Raw genomic sequence first — 19,408 nt, 5'->3', positions numbered from 1 at the left:
CCACCGTAGGATTGTCAGTTCAGGAAAACCGAATGATAACATAAAGGCTTAATCCTTACGTAGTATGGGCCTAACGCTATCCCTACCCTTATAGAGGTAATATTCGGGTTAAGATCAATATTCTGTAGAAAAAACCAACAACATGAAAACCAGCGGACCTTTTACTGCCATCTGCATGGCCAAAAAGTCGCGAATAAAAATTTGCAACTATGCTTATGGCTCGGCTATTGCCTTTTTCCTCTACTAACCAGGAATCCCTTATGAGTAATGAAAAACGGTCTCAAGATAAGGGCAAATTAAAAGTAGAAAATGATGAACCGCATGAAGGGAAAGAAATTGAAGTGAATGAAGAAAACCTCCCCTCCAAGGCCGCGGCTATTCATGAGATTATCCGTGTCGATGGTGAGAAAGAGTTAGAGCGCGACAGCTTCGCACTATTATGGTCGGCCGTTGCAGCGGGGCTTTCAATGGGTGCATCTTTGATTGCTAAAGGCATTTTCCATGCAAAATTGCCTGAGACCCCCGCCAACTTTCTACTGGAAAATATCGGCTATACCTTTGGTTTTATTATTGTCATTATGGCCCGCCAACAGCTCTTCACCGAAAATACCGTTACACCTGTATTGTCGATAATGCAAAAACCCAGCCGCCAAAACTTCGTACTATTATTTCGTCTCTGGGGGGTGGTGTTATTGGGCAACCTGATCGGCACGGGGGTTGCAGCCTATTCTTTTATTCATATGCCCGTTTTTGATAATGCAACGCGCGCGGCATTTGTCACTATTGCTCAAGGGGTGATGGAGAGTTCTCCAAATGAAATGTTTGCTAAAGGCATATTTTCCGGCTGGATCATTGCCACCATGGTATGGATGATGCCCTCGGCCGGAGGTGCCAAAATATGGGTGATATTCCTGATGACTTATTTAGTCGCTTTGTGCGACTTGACCCATATTGTGGTCGGCTCAGTGGAAATCTTTTATTTAGTGTTTAACGGCTCAATACCCTGGCAGCAATTTATTTACCCGTTCGCGATCCCGACGCTGGCAGGGAACATTATTGGTGGTACCTTTATTTTTGCCCTGATAAGCCACGCACAGATTCGTAGTGATATGGCCCATAAACCTAAAAAAAGTGAAAAAGTGGACAGTGATTCACCGCCCCCCACCCATAACGACTCATAATTTACGGCGCTGACTGATGTTTTTTGCCAAAGAATACTCATTATTCACCGCCAGTTGGTGACAGAGTAACCAAACAGACAGCTAACTGCTTATTATCTGAGTCAAAATGCGTATAATACTCCGGCACAGCAGTCAGCCTGCCGGTAAGCAAGTCCCCGTAGTTAAACGGATATAACAAGCCCCTCCTAAGGGCTAGTTACTGGTTCGATTCCAGTCGGGGACACCATCACCTTACACATCGCTTCCAACTGTGGAGTCGATAACAATGTGTAACCGCCTAAAATCATAGTGATATTCATTTATCTCCCCTCCGTTTCGAATTGATATGGTCGAGTTTATTTATTAAATATCAGCGACTATTAACATCAACACAGACTCACGCAACCCACTAAAATACGCACCTCTCCTGTTGACTTATTTTGCTAAAAGTATACTTTTCAGGACATGAAGAAAATTCTCATTATTGTTCCCGACGGCGGCATGCTGTTCGAATCTGCCGGTATTGCAGACATTCTGATGCAGGCTAACCAGTTGCATACGGAAGGTCTGGCACGCCCTCGTTATCATGTTGGCATTGCAACAACCCAGCCGCATCAGGTGATCCACGGCCAGTCCGGGTTAAACCTGCTTGCCGATCATCGCCTTCATGAGCTGGATCCCCGTGAGCCGTTCGACACCATACTCATTACGGGTCGGGGCCAAAATGAGCAGGAAGGCACCGCCATTGTCGACTGGCTGCACCTTGCAGCGCCACATGCACGCCGCATTGCTTCAATTTGCGGCGGCGCGATGCTATTGGCGCAGGCCGGATTATTACAGGGAAGACGGGCTACGACCCACTGGAAATTGCTGGAAACCATGCAGTCGGCATTTCCTGAAGTGAAGGTCGAAGGGGGTCCGCTGTATATTCAAGATGGGTCCATCTGGACATCCGGTGGAGTCAGTTCCGGTTTTGATCTGACGTTGGCGCTGGTTGAGGAAGATTACGGTTTTAGCCTTGCCCGAGATGTCGCGCAAGATTTAGTGATGTACCTTCGCCGCCCCGGCGGTCAATTACAATTTAGCCGCTACAATCTCCAGCAAAATAGCGGCTCTGGCCCGATAAGCGACCTACAGTCGTGGATACTTGAAAATATTGCCACCGACCTCTGCGTTGAAAAGTTGGCAGAAAAAGTGGCGATGAGCCCGCGCAATTTCACCCGCGTTTTTACCCGTGAAACCGGGGCATCTCCGGCGCGCTATGTTGCAGAAGCGCGCCTGGCTGCCGCACGGCAGCGCCTGGAGCAAACCACTGATATGCTGGACGAAATTGCCGCACAAACGGGCTTTGGCAGCAGTATTAATCTGCGCCGTATGTTTGAAAAACAGCTGCACCTGACTCCGGGGGAATATCGCCAGCGCTTTCATTGTCGCAAAATGGCGTAAAGTGATCCTTTTTTGTCATTTACGCCAAATGGCTCTGGGCCTAAAGTCACTCCTGAGACAACACATAAGGAGTTCATCATGGTCAAGGTCGGTATTAATGGTTTCGGGAGAATCGGGCGCAACGTATTACGCGCAGCACTGGGCAATCCAGGTATCCAGATTGTGGCTATCAACGATCTGACAGACAGCAAAACGCTGGCCCATCTGCTGAAATACGACTCTCTATTGGGTACGCTGGCATGTTCCGTAGATGCCACCGATGGGCAGTTGAATGTCGATGGTCGACCCATCGTGGTATTCAGTGAGCGCGATCCGGCCCGTATCCCTTGGCGGGATGTGGAAGTGGATATCGTTATTGAGGCGACGGGTTTCTTCACCGAACGCGAAAAAGCAGCGGTGCATATTCACAGCGGTGGGGCAAAACGCGTCATCATCTCCGCTCCGGGCAAAAATGACGATTTAACCGTGGTGATAGGTGTAAACCATCAGCTGTACGACCCGCAAAAACACTATGTTGTCAGTAATGGTAGCTGCACGACCAACGGTCTGGCTCCTGCCGCGCAAGTGCTGCACCAACATTTTGGTATCAAGCACGGTCTCATGAATACCACACACGCCTATACCAACAGTCAGGTATTGCACGACCAGCCCGAACAAGACTTACGTGGTGCACGCGCGGCAGCGCTTTCGATTGTGCCTTACTCCAGCGGTGCTGCGAAAGCGTTGGGGAAAGTGATTCCTGAACTTGATGGCCGCCTGACAGGCTACTCACTGCGAGTGCCTGTTCCGGTGGTGTCGATTGTCGATCTTACGGTGACGCTTGAGCATGATGTCACAGTTCAGGAAGTCAACGATGCATTCCGCCGGGCTGCAGCTTCCGGGCCGTTGCAAGGTATTCTGGGTTATAGCGACGAGCCGTTGGTTTCGAGCGATTATCAGGGCGATCCGCGTTCATCTATTATTGATGGGTTATCAACACTGGTTATCGGCGGAAATATGGTCAAGATTCTCGCTTGGTATGACAATGAATGGGGATTCTCAAATCGCCTTGTCGATTTGGCATTAATGATGAACCAGCGCGAACTATAATCAATGCAGCTCTCGAACACGCGATTTTATCGGGTGTTCGTACTGGCTCCAACTGTACTCACTCTTCTAAACAAGTAAAACCCACAAAATAGTCAATTAGGGAATAAGGAAGTGCTTGTTATCTTTAATTCACGCCATCGTGCTTAAATTGAACATAAAGCCCCATCAAGCTATTATGATGGGGCTTCCAGTAGTCTTATTTAATCTCTCTTTAGAAAATAATGATATAAGTGCTATTAGCTCAGCGATTGTTGGTCTATTAGCGTGGACACCTTATTTTCTTTCATCAAAACGTATCCCCTTTACGGACCTCAATCACAGCCCGGCTATCCTTTAATGTGATAAAAAGTGTAAAATAGGTAAACATCGATACAGTAATCTGTGATTTGTCACTTTTTCATATTTATTAATTTTAATTTCAAGAGGTTATCGTGATGGGTTTACCAAACTGTCCAAAATGCAATTCTGAATATACCTGGCAGGAAGGCGAAAAACTGAATTGCCCAGAATGTGGTAATGAGTGGTCAGAAAATGGCGATTCCGCCACTGCCGATGAGGGCCTGGTAGTACGTGATGCCAATGGCAATTTGCTGGCTGACGGTGACGCGGTGACAGTGGTTAAAGATCTGAAAGTAAAAGGTAGCTCTTCAACCCTGAAAATTGGGACTAAAGTAAAAAGCATCCGCCTGGTTGAGGGTGACCACAACATCGATTGCAAGATTGATGGCTTTGGCCCGATGAAACTAAAATCTGAGTTTGTGAAGAAAAGCTGATAGCTCGGTTCCCCTTGCTCACCATCGTGCTACGGCGCAAGGGGAATATTTATAACGGCGCTCCCCCTCCTGCCTCTGAACATAAACAAATCCCGCCCCCCTCTGGAGGCTCAAAAACCAGTGCCATGGTGATTTCCTCCCTATCTTTGCATCCCCCATTCAACCGGAAAACTCATTTAGATATATCTTTTTCATATCCCCCCCTTGCTAATTTCGATATATCGATCTAAATTAGATATATCGAAACGTTTTCGATATATCTAAAGGAGATTCATTATGTTTGGTTATTCAAAACGTGGTCATCGTTGTCGTGAAGAACACCACGAAGGGCTGCGCCATTGCGGTGACAGAATGCATCGTGGCGGCCGCCACTCTATGTCAGGTGAAGCAATCGAAGCCGCAAGAGGAGGTAGACGTGGGCGCGGTGAAAAAATGCATCGCTTGTTTGAACATGGCGATTTGCGGGTTGTTCTGCTGGCGCTGCTTGATAAAAAGCCCAGCCATGGCTATGAACTGATTAAAGCTATCGAAGAGGCATCCTCAGGTTTATATGTTCCAAGCCCGGGTGTTATCTATCCAACACTGACATTGTTAGAAGAGCAGGATTTTGTTACCCCAGTAGCCACCGGCAATGGCCGTAAAAGCTACCAAATTACGGATGCTGGCAAAGCTGAATTACAGCAAAATCAACAGATGGTTGATGCTATTTTTTCGCGATTGGCACAAGTTAACCGTCACCCTGAAGGCAATATGGCTGAAGGTATTTCCGATGCAATGCACCGTTTACGCCATATTCTACGTAGCAGCATGATGCGCTCGGATATTACACCAGAGCAGGTTGCGCATATTAATACAGCATTATTGACCGCAGTAGAATCGATTGAAAAAGCGTTAGAACCCAAGGCGACAGAGACGACTATTTCGGAGAAAAACTAATGCCCGGTTACCGTTATCGAATCACCATTGAGCCACTGACTGACCGCAAAGGGGAAGTCATAGATAAAGCTCCGATCACATTCGAAGCCGAGAACCATGATGAGATCCTCGGTATCATCGAACGGCTACAGGCGCGTGAAGATCTGAACTTTGGTCAAGAGAAAACGGCCGCATTTGCACTAGGACTGAAACTGTTTTCAGAAACCATGATGGAAAATCGTAAACATCCGATATTTTCCCCATTGCGAACCGCATTTATGGATTTTATGATCAACTTGAAGAAAGGCTCGACACGCGATCGTGACGAGTGAAACATCATAAATTTAAAATAAACAGACAGCAGTATCCGACGACGGTTACTCGCCGGGAATATCAGTGATAGCCACCATTCCCGGCGAATTATTTAACTCAAATCAGCACCATTACTGGCAATGACTTTTTTATACCAATAGAAGGATTTCTTTTTCTTGCGCGCTAAAGTCCCCCTCCCCTGGTCATCACGATCCACATAGATAAAACCATAGCGTTTGCTCATTTCCCCAGTCGAGGCAGAAACTAAATCAATGCATCCCCATGAGGTATATCCGATGACCGGAATACCATCATCAATGGCCTCACCCATGGCTTTAATATGTTCACGTAGATAACTAATACGATAATCGTCTTCAATTTCACCCTGCGGATTAATTTCATCCTTAGCACCTAATCCATTTTCAACCAAGAAAAGTGGTTTCTGGTAGCGGTCATACATCATATTCATGGTGATGCGTAACCCTAAAGGATCAATGCCCCAGCCCCATTCACTGGCTTGAATATGTGGGTTTTTCAAGGATTTCACGATATTAGCTGCGCTGCTGTTATGGTCATTCATATCCGCCGAAGCACAACGCGAGGCATAATAACTAAAGGAGACGAAATCCACCGAATGTTTAAGAATATCGTCATCGCCCACTTGGGTGGCAATTGAAATTCCTTTCTCTCTGAAAAGGCGTTTTGTATAAGCGGGATAAGCCCCACGAGCTTGTACATCAATGAAAAAAAGATTCTCGCGGTCTTTTTCCAGCGCCGCCCAAACATCTTCGGGTTTACAGGTTCGCGGGTAAAAATTCCCTCCCGCCAGCATACAACCCACCTGATTTTCAGGATTAACCTCATGAGCAATTTGGGTGGCTAAGGCGCTGGCAAGCAGCTCGTGATGGGCAGCTTGATATTTCACCTGTTCCTGATTTTCATTCGGCTCAAACACCAATCCCGCGCCGGAGAATGGGCTATGGAGAAGAATGTTAATTTCGTTAAATGTGAGCCAATATTTCACCAAACCATCGAAAGCTTCAAAACATGTTCGGGCATAACGCGTGAAAAACTCAACCATTTTCCGATTACGCCACGAGCCATATTCCGTCACCAGATGCATGGGTACATCGAAGTGACACAGTGTGACCAGCGGCTCAATATTGTACTTTTTACATTCATTAAAGAGGTCGCGGTAAAAGGCAATCCCCTCGGCATTCGGTGTCAACTCATCACCATTAGGGTAAATCCGGCTCCATGCAATTGATGTGCGGAATACTGTAAACCCCATTTCTGCCATTAACGCGATATCATCTTTATAGCGATGATAAAAATCAATTGCCTGATGACTCGGGTAAAACTCATCATCTCTTAAGGTAAAACGCTTCTCTTGCCCTAATTTCACGGCCAAACGGTGTGCCCCGTGAGGGATCATATCCACCGTCGTCAGCCCTTTTCCACCTTCAAAACAAGCACCTTCGGCCTGGTTTGCGGCTAATGCGCCGCCCCATAAAAAACCGTCGGGAAATGTTGATACTGACATGCAATACCTCTTCATTTAGTTAATTTTTACTGCACTGTGCGAAACAGCAGAGTCAGTAGACTGGGCATGGCCATCTACGCTGTCTTCAACAGGAATGTCTTCAAATCCTAATAAAAGTGTCGTGATGAAAGAGATAACTATCGCCAGAACCATAACGCCAAACACCCATACAATGCTCATTGGATTGGCGGGATCGAAGAACTGAACACTGGTGAATAACCCAGGCGAGGCCATGGAATGGCTAGCGAGCCCACCGATTCCCGCCACCGCACCACAGATAAACCCACTGATAAGGCTGGCGATTAACGGGCGTTTAAGCCGTAACGCCACCCCATAAAGTGCCGGTTCAGAGATACCGGCTACAATCGCGGAAGCCGCAGCAGCCAACGCCGTTTGGCGCAACTCCGGGTTTTTGGTACGCCAGGCGACCGCCAGGGATGAGCCGCCCAATGAAAGATTGGCACCAATTTCTGATGGCATCACCATGCCCTCTTTTCCCGTTTCGGCAATGGTCTGGATGATGGTTGGCGTAAAGACACGGTGCATGCCCGTCATGACCAATAATGGCCAAAGTGCTCCCATAATCGCCACGGAGAGCCAACCCAGATAATCATGAACGGTATATACCAAAGAAGAAATGCCGCTACCAATCCATATGCCCAACGGACCAATAAACATGATGGCAATCGGCGCTGAAATCAGCACGATCAGCATCGGTTTAAGGAAGTTTTTAGTCACTGCCGGTGTAATACGGTCAACCCAGCGCTCAATATAGGACAGCAGCCAGGTCATACAGAGTGCCGGGATAACGGTATAGGTATACTTCACCGCTGTGACAGTTACCCCCATAAATTCAACATGTTGGCCTTGCGCGGCTTTGGCCATTAAATCAATAAACGCTGGATGAACTAATACCCCGGCAATGGCGATAGCCAACGACATGTTGGTTTTGAATTTTATCGCCGCAGAAGCCGCCACCATCACGGGCAGGAAGAAGAAAGCACCGTCACCAATCACATTAAGAATGATGAGAGTTGATGATCCTTTCCCAAAGATGCCGGTCATATCCAGTATCATCGCCAGCAGTTTTACCATGGAGCCGCCGATGATGGCGGGGATCAACGGTGACATAGTACCAATCAATGCATCCAGTATCCCTGCCCCAATTCGCTTTAAGGTGATTTTATTTTTCTGGGGTAGTGCGTTTACCGGTATTGCGCCTTCAGGGAGCAATTTGATCACTTCAGCAAAGGCATAGCTCACATTATTGCCAATGATAACCTGGCATTGATTTTCGCTGTGTACCACACCCAGCACACCGGCTATGGCTTTCAACTTAGCTAAATCAACCGCACGCACATCATTGATTACAAAGCGTAAACGTGTCATGCAGTGGGTCACGGCCCCGATGTTATCGGCCCCACCAATGGCATCGACGATCTGTTGTGATACTGCGGCATAATTTTTTGACATGAGTAACAACTCCCCGTAATGGCGCGCGCTGAGCTAAGTGCCCTTCTGCGCTGAGGGAAAATACCCCCCAGAGCCGCAAGCTCACAATTAGCTATCAAATTCATATAGTTATAAATTATTCACTGACCGGAAAGATATTATCTCTGATCATTTTCAGATAGATAGGTAACCGGTTCCACATGAGAGTCTTAAAATATGAGGTGAAATTCAATAGATTAATTTATTCAATTTTCATTCTGTGATGGCGATCGACATCAAAATCCCAACAAATGAGAGAGGTTTACCGATGTGACCAAATCACGAATGCCACGAACACTTCTGCAATTTCAAGGGCGAAGAGTATAGAATGACAATAATTTCAACGTGTCAGGAAGGGCCTATGTCTACAATGCAAGAAGTGGCAAAGAAAGCCGGTGTTTCAAAAGCCACTGTTTCGCGTGTTTTGTCGGGCAAAGGCTATGTCAGTGATGCGACTAAAGAAAGTGTCTTTAAAGCCATTGAAGAGACGGGATATCGGCCAAATTTACTGGCGAGAAATCTGGCAACCAATAAATCTGAATGCATCGGATTGGTGGTCACCAATACCCTGTATAACGGCAGCTACTTTAACGAAATCCTATCGCAAGCCGCGCAAAAATTAGAAAAAAATGGCCGTCAGTTAGTTCTGGTAGATGGGAAACACAGTGCGGAAGAGGAACAAGACGCTATTCAGTTCCTGCTTGATTTGCGCTGTGACGCAATAATAATTTATCCCCGGTTTTTAACTGTAGATGCCATGGATCTTATTATTGATCAATATAAGCAGCCAATTATGGTGGTGAACAGAAAGCTGCGTAAAAATCATAGCCATTGTATTTTCTGCGATCATAAAGGTTCCAGCTATAATGCGACTCAATATCTTATTGAGCAGGGCCATCGCGATATTGCCTTTATTACCGGTTCACTTGATTCACCTACCGCGATTGAGCGACTTTCCGGATATAAAGCCGCATTAACAGCCTTTTCCCTACCCGTTCAGGACAAACTTATTGTGCAAGGCAAATGGACACCGGCAAGTGGTGTCACTGCGGTCGAATCTTTATTAACCAGCCAGTTACCCTTTAGCGCAATTATCGCCAGTAACGATGATATGGCCATTGGAGCAATAAAAAAATTAAATGAAACCGGATTAAAAGTCCCTGAAGATATCTCCATCATCGGGTTTGATAATATTCCTATTGCGCCTTTCCTGCTGCCACCATTATCCAGTATCAAAGATCCCGTCAGTAGCATGATAAATGAAGTTATTAATCGGCTGATATCCATGTTGGATGGCGGCTATTTATCAAATGAAAATATATTCCAATCAGAACTGCTCATCAGAGATTCAGTCAGTAAAGGGCCTTTTTTTAACTCACTCAAAGCAAAATAGCGATTATTGACTATAATATGGCCGATAGAAAAGGAGCCAAAGGCTCCTCATACTACTGACAAAGTCAAATAAAGGGGAAGCGTGCCGTTGGGGTCGTAACGGCATAAGCCGTCGAAGCGCCCCTAGGTACGGTCAACCCTTTACTCACTGTACTATAAATAGCTTTGTCATTAACCTCAGGAGCCAAAGGCTCCTTCAAATAAAGCAACACAGATTATTTAGCCCGAACACCCTCGACGGAGAGAATCAGTTCGACGTCCTGTGAAGCCGGGCCTAAGTCAGTGGTGATATTAAAGTCTTTCAGCTTAATATTGCCATTCGCTTCAAAGCCTGCACGATAACCACCCCACGGGTCATTACCCTGGCCAGTCAGCTTACTTTCTAAGGTCACAGGCTTAGTGACGCCATTTAATGTCAGGTTGCCAACCACGGTATAACCTTCGGCATTTTTCTTCACTTCAGTCGACGCAAATGTCGCCTGCGGGAATTTGCTGACATTCAGGAATTCTTTGCTGCGCAGATGTTTATCACGCTCAGCATGATTGGTATCAACACTGGCCGTATTAATCACCACATTCACTTTATCAGCAGCCGGATTCTTTTCATCAAAAGTGAAAGAACCATCGAAATCATTAAAACTGCCATATAACCAGCTATAACCTAAGTGTTTAATCCGGAATTCGATAAAGGCGTGTTGACCTTCTTTATCAATTTTATATTCGGCGGCTACGGCACTACCCGTGGTAAACATCAGTGCGCCGACAGTCAGGCCCAATAGGGTCTTATTAAACATGCTTAATTCTCCATAATACAGTTGGTTAATCGGAGCTACGTCCCAGCATCCGTTTAAGGGTAATATCACCATCAATAAAATGGTGCTTAATTGCGGCCAGCCCATGTAATAATGAAAGCACTACTACAGCCCAAGCCAGATAAAGATGCACAGTCCCGGCAGTATCAGCCTGATCAGGTAAACCCGTTAATGTCGCGGGAACAGTAAACCAGTTAAATACATTGATAGGTTGCCCATCAGCCGTCGAGATCAAATAACCGCTGAACATAATACAAAATAAAACAATATATAAAATCAGATGCGCCAATATCGCACTTACTCGTGTGAAACGGCTATAACTGGATAAAGGCTTTGGTGGCGGAGAAATAAAGCGCCAGACAACCCGGAATAACATCACAGCAAAAAGTATACAGCCGATGCTTTTATGTATTTCAGGTGCCTGATGATACCAGCCATCATAGTAGCCTAAAGTCACCATCCATAAACCCAGAGCAAACAGTGCATATACCGTGAATGCCACCAACCAGTGGAGACTAATAGTGATACGGCCAAACTGTTCCCGGGTATTTTTCCAAAGCATAATGATTCCCTTTTGCTCAATTCACAGAACAATAGTCAAACATTATGAAACATAAAATCAACTCTTATTTGATATAAGATATATTTCCGTAACAGCGGTCAGTTATTTTGCAGAAGTTTATAATTACTCAGTCAATATAACTGTCGGACTTTACTTAACCTGACATATACCCGTCATACTTCAAGCTGCATGTGCGTTGGCTACCTTCATTACTCGGCCCATCCATGAGCCTCGCCTCTTCGAGGCCGCAGCAAACAGCGTTCAAATCGGTTCCCGACCGATTTGTCACCCCAGTCACTGACTGCCATTGACCTTAAAATCAATAAGCTCCTGGGGATTAATGAGCCCCATCCTTGAGGCTCACCCTGTGGGCTAGCATAAATGCTGTTCAAATCGGTTCCCGACCGATTTGTTACTCACTTGCCGCCTTCCTGCAACTTGAATTATTTCGGCTATATTTAAGATGAAGCCCCCCCCCTTTAACTGAGAAAACAGTTACTGAGGTGATTGTTGCAGTGTCCAGTTTAGTATCTGTGAGGCTAACTGATTGCTCGCCAAGCCAAAAGCCTCCACCACTTCATTCATTTGCGTGCCCTTAATGGGTTGCCGAACTTCAAAATGGCGCGTCGCCATAATTCTACGGTCTGACATTCTCACCAATCGAGCATCAAAACGGATCAGCACTTCACTGCTGCCCGCTTGATACACCCCCTGAAATGCCGATAGATCGCCACTCAATTCCACATCAGCTTGCAGGCTATCATCGTCACTGCTAACCGCAGCAATACGACCATCAGTGCGGAACTCTTGAATCAGGCGATTACGCACCAAAATAGGGGCAGGATCGGTCCAGCGCGAATTTTTGTAGACTGCAATTTCCTGACCTTCCGGCTGAACAGCAATACGCGAGCTATTGATAAACTGATTGGTGGCCGGTTGTGAAACGCGCAACGACCAATTCACTGGCTGCGCACGTGGCACATTTGCCGCTGGGGGCACGGGCAGTAGATAAACTTGTGATACCGGCGCACTGGGTAAAATAGTACAAGCTGACAGCAACATTGCCAGCACGGATAACATCAACAGCCACGCACCACGGCCGCTAGAGTGCGTTATATTCAGAGATATCATCGAGGCGTAAACTCCTGTGTTCTTTCACGGCCACGCAGCAGAGCCGCCGGGTTTTCTTCCAAACGGGAAACCGCCGCACGCAATGTGGCTAATGTTCTGCGCAACTCATCAACAGCAGGCCCCAATTCATTCATTCCTTGCATGCCATTATTGAGAGAGGTTTGATTTTCGCTGACCAATTTATTGAGAATGGTGCTGGTATTTTGCAGCGAGGCCATGGTCTTGGCGGCATCATTAACCAGTTGCTTACCCTGCCCGTCCATTAACCCATTGGCATTACGCAGCAGGCGGTTGGTTTGCGCCAGTGTCTCATTGGCTTGTTTGCTGGCCTGCGCCAACTGCTGCAACATGGTGCGAATATCCTGACGTTGATCGGCAACCGTCTGGGTGACCAGTGCGAGATTATCCAGTGTGGTGATGAGTCGCTGCTGATTATCAGGCGCTAATAGTTGGTTCAGGCGCATCAGCACTTCATTGGCGTTACTCATGAAATTCTCACCATTGGCCAGCAATTGGCTCATCGGTGATGGCGTGGCGATAATAATAGGGATTTCGCCCTCTTTCCCCTCCAATAATAGGCTTGACGGGGTGCTGCTGCTAAATTGAATATTTGAGGTACCGGTAATACCAGCAACGGTCAAACGGGCTTGAGTATCCTCGCGGATAGGCGTCGAAGCAGACACGCGGATACGCGCCCAAACCTTATTGGGGTTCTCACTGTCTAAACGCAATTGAGTCACTTCGCCGACCCGAATACCACTGTATTGCACGATGCTGCCCTGAGACAGCCCGCTCACCGGCTCATTAAAGACGATATCGTATAGCTTGAACTGGCGGTTAGAACCTGCGTTTGTCAGCCATAGGCAGAATAACAGTGCGGCACTGACCACAATGAGAGTGAACAAACCAATGACAACATGATGAGCACGGGTTTCCATTTACGACCTCTCTTCGCTATTAATCGCTGCCGCCGCCTGATAAGCAGCCCGGCCACGCGGGCCATGAAAATACGCCTGAATCCAGTCATCATCCGTTGCAGCCACATTATCCAAGGTATCCACCACTAGCACTTTCTTTTGTGACAGCACGGCCACACGATCACACAGGGTATAGAGCGTATCCAGATCATGTGTAACCAGAAATACCGTAAGATTCAATGCATCACGCAAGGTGCGGATCAACGTGTCAAACGCCGCCGCGCCAATAGGATCAAGGCCCGCCGTCGGCTCATCGAGAAACAAAATATCTGGGTCTAATGCTAATGCGCGGGCCAAAGCAACACGCTTGACCATCCCGCCCGACAGTGAGGCCGGATATTTACTGCCCGCCCCCGGCGGTAAACCCGCTAATGCTAATTTAACTTGGGCTAACCGCTCGGCCTCGCCACGCGGTAAACCCGCATTTTCGATTAATGGCAACGCCACGTTTTCCGTCACCGTCAGAGAACTGAATAATGCGCCTCGTTGGAACAATACACCAAATCGACGTTCAACTTGGGAACGAGCCAAGCCCGACAATGTCATTAAATCCTGACCAAACACATGGATCTGCCCGGCCGTGGGGCGGCGTAATCCCACGATACTGCGCAGTAGCACAGACTTACCGGTGCCCGATCCACCAACAACACCCAGAACTTCGCCACGCTGCACATCAAGATTGAGGTCTTGATGCACGCACTGTTGACCAAAGCAGTTAACCAGATTGCGAATTTGAATGATTGGCTCTTGCGTCATTTGGCTCACCATCCCATTTCCATGAAAAATAGTGCTGCGACGGCATCAAGCAAAATCACCACGAAGATCGAATGCACCACACTGGTAGTCGTGTGTACCCCGACAGACTCAGCACTGCCAGTGACTTTGAACCCCTCCAGACAACCAATAATAGCAATCAGGAAAGCGAAAATGGGCGCTTTACTTATTCCCACCAGAAAATGCTGCAATCCATTACTGTTTTGCATGATTGATAAAAACATCGTGGGCGAAATATCGAGAGTTAAAGCGCAGACCACCATCCCGCCGAAAATACCGCAAATCATGCCAATAAAGGTCAACATCGGTAATGAAATTAACAGCGCCAACACCCGCGGCAACACCAACAATTCAACCGGATTGAGCCCCAGAGTTTGGATGGCGTCGATTTCCTCATTGGCTTTCATCAGGCCGATTTCAGCAGTAAAGGCACTGGCGGTACGCCCTGCCATCAAAATGGCGGTGAGCAGCACGGCAAATTCCCGCAGGAAAGAAAACACCACCAAATCAACGGTAAAAATACCCGCACCGAAAGTGGTTAATACCGTGGCACCCAGGAAAGCAATGACCGCTCCGACCAGAAAAGTCAGCAGCATAATAATAGGAACAGCATTGAGGCCAATTTGCTGGATATTGGCAATCAAGGAGGTCATTCGCCAGCGCGAGGGGCGGAAAATCGTGCTGAATAACGCCTCAAGTGTCAGGCCGACAAAACCCAGTAACGATTTGATATCTTGCCATAAATTATCCACCGACCGGCCGGTGTTCGCCAATAACTCAAGCCAAAATGACGGGGGCTTTTCTGATGGTTCAGTGGCTAAATCAGGTAAAACACGGCTCACTGTTTCCAGTAAAGTGCGGCGTTCCTCGGGCAGTTTAGGGGCGAGCTCACGCAGATGGCTGATTCGCGACTCACCCAATAGCAAGGCTAATAAGGTTGCACCTGCGGTGTCCAAAGCGCCCAATTGATTGAGATCAAATACGACTGCAGGAGGAGGGTTAGTGCGAAATTTCGCCACAACAGGTTCTAAATCGCGATAATGCGCCAACACCCAATCCCCTTTGACAGAGACCCGGACAGGTTGAGCTGAACTGTCGACATCGAGTTGTGCTGTGAACTGCCGCGCGGTCATAGAGAAAGCCTTACTCTTTATGGGAATACAGTTTTGACATCACCCGCTATCAAAACTCACATCGCTACCTTAAATAGGTATATCACACACTTTACTCAGTGTAATGACTAAAGAGTAAGACTGTTTACTTACCAGATATTAATTTCTGACAGTTAATAGGTGGCGCTGTCATGCGCCGCTTTTTTCCACTGTGACACACGCTTCCCTGGCATCGCAAACCACACCACGGTTGCCAGCAAAATCAACAAAATACTGGCGGTACCTAACACCAAGCTGTGCGAGGCAGAAAAGGCAAGTTTGGCACTATTGAGCAGCGCTTCATACCCACCAAGGTTATTGACAACCTGGATGGTTTCGCTGATAGAAGCACTGGCTTGCTCCACTAAACTGGCGGGCAAATCCTCCGGTAATACAATCGAAGCGGTATAGGCTCGCGATAGCATCAAGCCAAAGATGGCGACCCCCAGCCCGGCCCCCAGCTCGTAAGCCATGCCCTCTACCGCCCCTGCCGCACCGGCTTTTTCTGGCGGCGCGGCGCTCATGATTGCCGCGGTGGAGGCCAGTAACGAAGCTTCAATACTGAAACCAAGTAATATCATCCACCCCCACGCCAGATACACCTGCGTGGCAAAATCTGTCCAGGCTAATCCCAGAAAGCTCAATGAACTCAATGCAATACCGGCACTGGCGACAGTACGCAACCCCAATTTGGCTACCAACCACCCGGATAGCGGCCCACTTACCCCGCTGGCAATCATCAGCGGTAGCAAAAATATCCCTGCTTCAAGTGGCGTTTTGCCTAACACAAACTGCAATTCTTGCGTCAGAAGTAATTCAAACCCCACCAGTGTTATCATCGCCGTCATCGCCATGACCATACCCACCGCGATAACTCGTTGGCTTATCAGCCGAAAATCGATCATTGGAGCTGATGCTGATAATTGATGGCGCACAAAAGCAAATAACATCACGCCGCCTGCGAATGCTGTCAGTGCGGTCGTCAGCGGATCTCCATTACCGCGCAATCCGGTTTTGGCGGCATAAACCAACATCAGGATCGCCGTAACCAATACTAATGCTGGCGCTAATTTCCACGTCTGCTCAGTGCGCATTGGCTGACGAGGGATAACCACTAATGTGGCAATAACCACCGCAATAATAATCGGGATATTAATCAGGAAAACTGAGCCCCAATAGAAGTATTCCATTAATAGCCCGCCGACCAACGGCCCCATCGCCGCGCCCATCGTGCCGATAGCCACCCAAATCCCTAACGCCAATGCCCGCTCGCGTTCATCGGTAAAGATATGACGTACTGCGGATAAAGTCGCAGGCAGAATCATCGCCGCGCCAATGGCCAAAAAGGCACGCGCAGCAATCAACGCCGCCACCGAAGGTGCCAACGCCGCCCCGAGAGAGGCCAAACCAAACAGTACCGACCCCAGTAAGGCTAGGCGTTTAAAACCGATGCGATCACCCAGCGCACCCATTGGGAGTAATAAACAGGCCATCACCAACGAGTAAATATCAATGATCCACAGTAACTCGCTACCGGTGGCAGACAAGGCGATCCCCAATCGGGGTGCAGCCACATGAAGTACGGTTGCATCAATAGAAACAGGGAGATACATTAGAATAATAACGTAGAAAATCATCCACTTTTTGGACATACAAAACGCTCGAATTAGGTATAAATTAATGTTGAACACCCGTTCAATATCGCAATAATAGCGGAAAGTTGAACTAACGTCCAATTCATCACATAATGATGAAAACATGAATGCGTCAGATAAAGGAAACGCTTTGGCCTATTTGAATCGTGAAGAGCGGCATAACACTATTTTGCACGCGGCGATGCGTGTCGCAACCACCGAGGGAATGACCGCCACCACCGTGCGCCGTGTCGCCAGTGAGGCGGGCGTGGCTGTTGGGCAAGTGCATCATCACTTTTCGTCGGTTTCACGACTGCGGGCCGATGCTTTTCTATTATTAGTGAAGCAATCTTTAGCGGCTTTCGCGATGAACAGCCAAAACTTGCCGGCTCATGAGCGGGTACTTCTTGTTCTGGGTTATCCACAAGATGAAGCGGGCAAACGAGAAACGCGCTTATGGAATGAAGTTTCGATCCTCGCTGAGCGCGATGACCTGATTAAAGAGGCCTGTGCCACCTCAATGTCGGATTGGCATCAGGCTACCGTCGAGGTAATTGATGCCGGAATAGCTAATAATGAATTCCGCTCTGATATCAATGCTAGTGATGTCGCATGGCGCTTGATTGGGCTGGTCTGTGGTCTGGATGGATTAACACAATTGACCGAATTAGGCTTTTCGGAAGCGGAAATACTGCGCCATCTGACCGCCATGATGAAAACAGAATTACTCAAAAACACTTAACTTAACACCAGCCTCAACCGGTCTCGTACCACAGGTTTTGCTCGAGATACCGGCTATAATGGCTATTTGACCCACCGATTCCCAAAATCATTGTCGTTGTGGCTAGCATGCGAAAACTGCTGCAACATCAAGGAAAAACGGGATTTTTGAGAGCCTACTATGACTCAACAATCTACTGTCGCCGATGTTATCTATTACAACGGCATCATTTACACGGCAGATGCCAATAACCGGGTGTGTAGCACCATCGCACTGGGCCAGGGCTATATTCTGGCGACGGGCAGTGATGAGCTTATCCCACAATTTTCCGGCCCGAAAACCCAACTTATCGATCTGGCTGGCAAGTTTATGATGCCCGGCCTTATTGACAGCCATATGCACCCGTTTTGGGGTGGCAAACAGCTGATCGGTTGTAATCTCAATTATGCCGCGCTGAGTGTTGAGCAGACATTGAATATTATCCAAAAGCATCTCGATAGTGATCCCTTTAAAGGTGAAAATGACTGGTTGACGGTGCGAGCCTGGCAGCGCCAAGCCATGACACCGGTGGGGGCCGATATGAGCCGAGCCGCCCTCGACTCACTCAATACTCGTCGCCCGGTGGCTTTATTCTCAAATGACTGCCATACGCTGGCGGCCAATAGCCGTGCACTTGAGTTGCTGAGAATTGACGAAAATACTCCCATCCCGCCGGACGGCAAAATAGCCCGCGATGCAAGCGGTAAACTCACCGGGATTTTGGAAGATGCACCGGCCATGCGCGCCTTTGACAGCATCCCTTCTGCCACGCCAGAAAAGAATGTGCAAATAGCCGCTCATGTGCAGCAAGTCTTAAATGCTCAGGGCGTCACTACCGTGATGGATACCCGTGTATTTGCCGAACAATTGGTGGCTTTCCGCCAATTATATGAGCGAAATGAGCTGACTCTACGCGTTCTGGGTGCCAAAGAAGTGACACCAGACAGCCTGCAAGGGCCAGAAGATGCGGCACGCGTGGTGCAAGAAGTGGTGGAGTTTGGTCGTCTGTGGGGAAATGAAGAGTGGACACCCGCGCCGGGGTTTGCTGTTGATCACTTGAAACTGTTTATCGACGGTGTATTACAGCCGCCGACCATGACCGCCGCCCTGCTCGAACCTTATCGTGCCAACCACGGCACGGCAGAAAACCCAGACTGGCAGCCCACTAAACACTATGGCGACCTCTATTTTACCGCGCCAGTCGTCAATGCGGTGATTCTGGAATGCGCCCGTGCTGGCCTTCATCCACACACTCACACCGTGGGTGATGGTGCGATCGAAATGGTGCTGGATGCGGTGGAACAGATGCGAGCAGCCTTCCCTGGCAAAGATATCCGGCCAGGGCTGGCGCACAATGAACTGGTGGCTGCTCATCAATATGATCGCTTTGCCAAACTGGGGGCGACTGCCGTGCTCTCTTTCCAGTGGGGCGGTTTGCCGGGTGTATTGATTGATGAAGAGCGTGAAATGCTGGGTGAAGCCCGTT

General features: G+C 48.0%; 18 protein-coding genes and 1 tRNA gene. 10 read left to right on the top strand and 9 right to left on the bottom strand.

Translation table 11 applies throughout. The annotated features are described in order from the left end of the window. The first annotated feature begins 260 nt into the window (after positions 1–260). The 7 genes from ACNSO8_RS22030 to ACNSO8_RS22000 all read left to right on the top strand — a co-directional run bounded on the left by ACNSO8_RS22030 (position 261) and on the right by ACNSO8_RS22000 (position 5,715). Entirely contained in the window at positions 261–1,181 is a 921-nt protein-coding gene (locus tag ACNSO8_RS22030) for a formate/nitrite transporter family protein (RefSeq protein ID WP_418395901.1), read from the top strand. Between the two features lie 151 nt (positions 1,182–1,332). Continuing rightward, positions 1,333–1,407, top strand: a tRNA-Arg gene (locus ACNSO8_RS22025). Positions 1,408–1,625: 218 nt separating this feature from the next. Continuing rightward, the gene (locus tag ACNSO8_RS22020) at positions 1,626–2,606 is read left to right on the top strand and encodes a GlxA family transcriptional regulator (protein ID WP_418395900.1); all 981 of its coding nucleotides are present in this window, start codon (positions 1,626–1,628) and stop codon (positions 2,604–2,606) included. Positions 2,607–2,684: 78 nt separating this feature from the next. Beyond that, positions 2,685–3,695, top strand: a complete 1,011-nt coding sequence (gene gap, locus ACNSO8_RS22015) for a type I glyceraldehyde-3-phosphate dehydrogenase (RefSeq protein WP_418395899.1) — start codon at positions 2,685–2,687, stop codon at positions 3,693–3,695. A 431-nt stretch (positions 3,696–4,126) separates the two neighbouring features. Further along, positions 4,127–4,468, top strand: coding sequence for a zinc ribbon domain-containing protein YjdM (locus tag ACNSO8_RS22010; RefSeq protein WP_418395898.1), 342 nt, complete (start codon positions 4,127–4,129; stop codon positions 4,466–4,468). A gap of 276 nt (positions 4,469–4,744) precedes the next feature. After that, a complete protein-coding gene (locus ACNSO8_RS22005; protein ID WP_418395897.1) occupies positions 4,745–5,404 on the top strand; it encodes a PadR family transcriptional regulator in 660 nt (219 codons plus the stop codon). Further along, on the top strand, positions 5,404–5,715 hold the full coding sequence (locus ACNSO8_RS22000; protein WP_418395896.1) for a DUF3861 domain-containing protein: 312 nt from the start codon (positions 5,404–5,406) through the stop codon (positions 5,713–5,715). The genes ACNSO8_RS22005 and ACNSO8_RS22000 overlap by 1 nt, the downstream gene beginning before the upstream one ends. Before the next feature lie 92 nt (positions 5,716–5,807). Here ACNSO8_RS22000 and ACNSO8_RS21995 read toward each other — a convergent pair whose 3' ends face one another. Beyond that, on the bottom strand, positions 5,808–7,238 hold the full coding sequence (locus ACNSO8_RS21995; protein WP_418395895.1) for a 6-phospho-beta-glucosidase: 1,431 nt from the start codon (positions 7,236–7,238) through the stop codon (positions 5,808–5,810). 15 nt (positions 7,239–7,253) lie between these two features. After that, a complete protein-coding gene (gene ascF, locus ACNSO8_RS21990) occupies positions 7,254–8,711 on the bottom strand; it encodes a PTS cellobiose/arbutin/salicin transporter subunit IIBC (protein WP_418395894.1) in 1,458 nt (485 codons plus the stop codon). A gap of 379 nt (positions 8,712–9,090) precedes the next feature. Here ascF and ACNSO8_RS21985 point away from each other — a divergent pair, with 379 nt between their 5' ends. Further along, positions 9,091–10,122, top strand: coding sequence for a LacI family DNA-binding transcriptional regulator (locus ACNSO8_RS21985; protein WP_418395893.1), 1,032 nt, complete (start codon positions 9,091–9,093; stop codon positions 10,120–10,122). A 214-nt stretch (positions 10,123–10,336) separates the two neighbouring features. Here ACNSO8_RS21985 and ACNSO8_RS21980 read toward each other — a convergent pair whose 3' ends face one another. The 7 genes from ACNSO8_RS21980 to ACNSO8_RS21950 all read right to left on the bottom strand — a co-directional run bounded on the left by ACNSO8_RS21980 (position 10,337) and on the right by ACNSO8_RS21950 (position 17,180). After that, the gene (locus ACNSO8_RS21980; RefSeq protein ID WP_418395892.1) at positions 10,337–10,915 is read right to left on the bottom strand and encodes a YceI family protein; all 579 of its coding nucleotides are present in this window, start codon (positions 10,913–10,915) and stop codon (positions 10,337–10,339) included. A 25-nt stretch (positions 10,916–10,940) separates the two neighbouring features. Next, the gene (locus ACNSO8_RS21975) at positions 10,941–11,495 is read right to left on the bottom strand and encodes a cytochrome b (RefSeq protein WP_418395891.1); all 555 of its coding nucleotides are present in this window, start codon (positions 11,493–11,495) and stop codon (positions 10,941–10,943) included. 495 nt (positions 11,496–11,990) lie between these two features. Beyond that, positions 11,991–12,626: an ABC-type transport auxiliary lipoprotein family protein gene (locus tag ACNSO8_RS21970; protein ID WP_418395890.1), complete on the bottom strand. Its 636-nt coding sequence runs from the start codon at positions 12,624–12,626 to the stop codon at positions 11,991–11,993. Then, on the bottom strand, positions 12,623–13,564 hold the full coding sequence (locus ACNSO8_RS21965; protein WP_418395889.1) for an MlaD family protein: 942 nt from the start codon (positions 13,562–13,564) through the stop codon (positions 12,623–12,625). Before ACNSO8_RS21965 ends, ACNSO8_RS21970 begins: the two co-directional genes overlap by 4 nt. After that, the gene (locus tag ACNSO8_RS21960) at positions 13,565–14,371 is read right to left on the bottom strand and encodes an ABC transporter ATP-binding protein (protein WP_418395888.1); all 807 of its coding nucleotides are present in this window, start codon (positions 14,369–14,371) and stop codon (positions 13,565–13,567) included. Then, on the bottom strand, positions 14,365–15,510 hold the full coding sequence (locus tag ACNSO8_RS21955; protein WP_418395887.1) for an MlaE family ABC transporter permease: 1,146 nt from the start codon (positions 15,508–15,510) through the stop codon (positions 14,365–14,367). The genes ACNSO8_RS21960 and ACNSO8_RS21955 overlap by 7 nt, the downstream gene beginning before the upstream one ends. Before the next feature lie 152 nt (positions 15,511–15,662). Further along, positions 15,663–17,180, bottom strand: a complete 1,518-nt coding sequence (locus tag ACNSO8_RS21950) for an MFS transporter (RefSeq protein ID WP_418395886.1) — start codon at positions 17,178–17,180, stop codon at positions 15,663–15,665. Between the two features lie 133 nt (positions 17,181–17,313). Here ACNSO8_RS21950 and ACNSO8_RS21945 point away from each other — a divergent pair, with 133 nt between their 5' ends. Then, positions 17,314–17,904, top strand: a complete 591-nt coding sequence (locus tag ACNSO8_RS21945; RefSeq protein WP_418395923.1) for a TetR family transcriptional regulator — start codon at positions 17,314–17,316, stop codon at positions 17,902–17,904. A 159-nt stretch (positions 17,905–18,063) separates the two neighbouring features. Further along, positions 18,064–19,408: amidohydrolase (locus tag ACNSO8_RS21940; RefSeq protein WP_418395885.1), on the top strand; the 1,345-nt coding region annotated here is incomplete at its 3' end.

The sequence above is a fragment of the Yersinia sp. LJYL362 genome (assembly GCF_048323875.1).
Note: the sequence above shows the minus strand (reverse complement) of the source record. Positions and strands in the feature narration are given on the sequence as shown.

What these genes read in the sequence shown, in the direction of transcription:
- ACNSO8_RS22005 (WP_418395897.1), top strand. Translation starts at nt 4,745, where the DNA reads ATGTTTGGTTATTCAAAACGTGGTCATCGTTGTCGTGAAGAACACCAC.
- ACNSO8_RS21995 (WP_418395895.1), bottom strand. Translation starts at nt 7,238, where the DNA reads ATGTCAGTATCAACATTTCCCGACGGTTTTTTATGGGGCGGCGCATTA.
- ACNSO8_RS21975 (WP_418395891.1), bottom strand. Translation starts at nt 11,495, where the DNA reads ATGCTTTGGAAAAATACCCGGGAACAGTTTGGCCGTATCACTATTAGT.
- ACNSO8_RS21970 (WP_418395890.1), bottom strand. Translation starts at nt 12,626, where the DNA reads ATGATATCTCTGAATATAACGCACTCTAGCGGCCGTGGTGCGTGGCTG.
- ACNSO8_RS22020 (WP_418395900.1), top strand. Translation starts at nt 1,626, where the DNA reads ATGAAGAAAATTCTCATTATTGTTCCCGACGGCGGCATGCTGTTCGAA.
- gap (WP_418395899.1), top strand. Translation starts at nt 2,685, where the DNA reads ATGGTCAAGGTCGGTATTAATGGTTTCGGGAGAATCGGGCGCAACGTA.
- ascF (WP_418395894.1), bottom strand. Translation starts at nt 8,711, where the DNA reads ATGTCAAAAAATTATGCCGCAGTATCACAACAGATCGTCGATGCCATT.
- ACNSO8_RS21980 (WP_418395892.1), bottom strand. Translation starts at nt 10,915, where the DNA reads ATGTTTAATAAGACCCTATTGGGCCTGACTGTCGGCGCACTGATGTTT.
- ACNSO8_RS22030 (WP_418395901.1), top strand. Translation starts at nt 261, where the DNA reads ATGAGTAATGAAAAACGGTCTCAAGATAAGGGCAAATTAAAAGTAGAA.
- ACNSO8_RS21985 (WP_418395893.1), top strand. Translation starts at nt 9,091, where the DNA reads ATGTCTACAATGCAAGAAGTGGCAAAGAAAGCCGGTGTTTCAAAAGCC.
- ACNSO8_RS21950 (WP_418395886.1), bottom strand. Translation starts at nt 17,180, where the DNA reads ATGTCCAAAAAGTGGATGATTTTCTACGTTATTATTCTAATGTATCTC.
- ACNSO8_RS21960 (WP_418395888.1), bottom strand. Translation starts at nt 14,371, where the DNA reads ATGGTGAGCCAAATGACGCAAGAGCCAATCATTCAAATTCGCAATCTG.
- ACNSO8_RS21965 (WP_418395889.1), bottom strand. Translation starts at nt 13,564, where the DNA reads ATGGAAACCCGTGCTCATCATGTTGTCATTGGTTTGTTCACTCTCATT.
- ACNSO8_RS21955 (WP_418395887.1), bottom strand. Translation starts at nt 15,510, where the DNA reads ATGACCGCGCGGCAGTTCACAGCACAACTCGATGTCGACAGTTCAGCT.
- ACNSO8_RS22000 (WP_418395896.1), top strand. Translation starts at nt 5,404, where the DNA reads ATGCCCGGTTACCGTTATCGAATCACCATTGAGCCACTGACTGACCGC.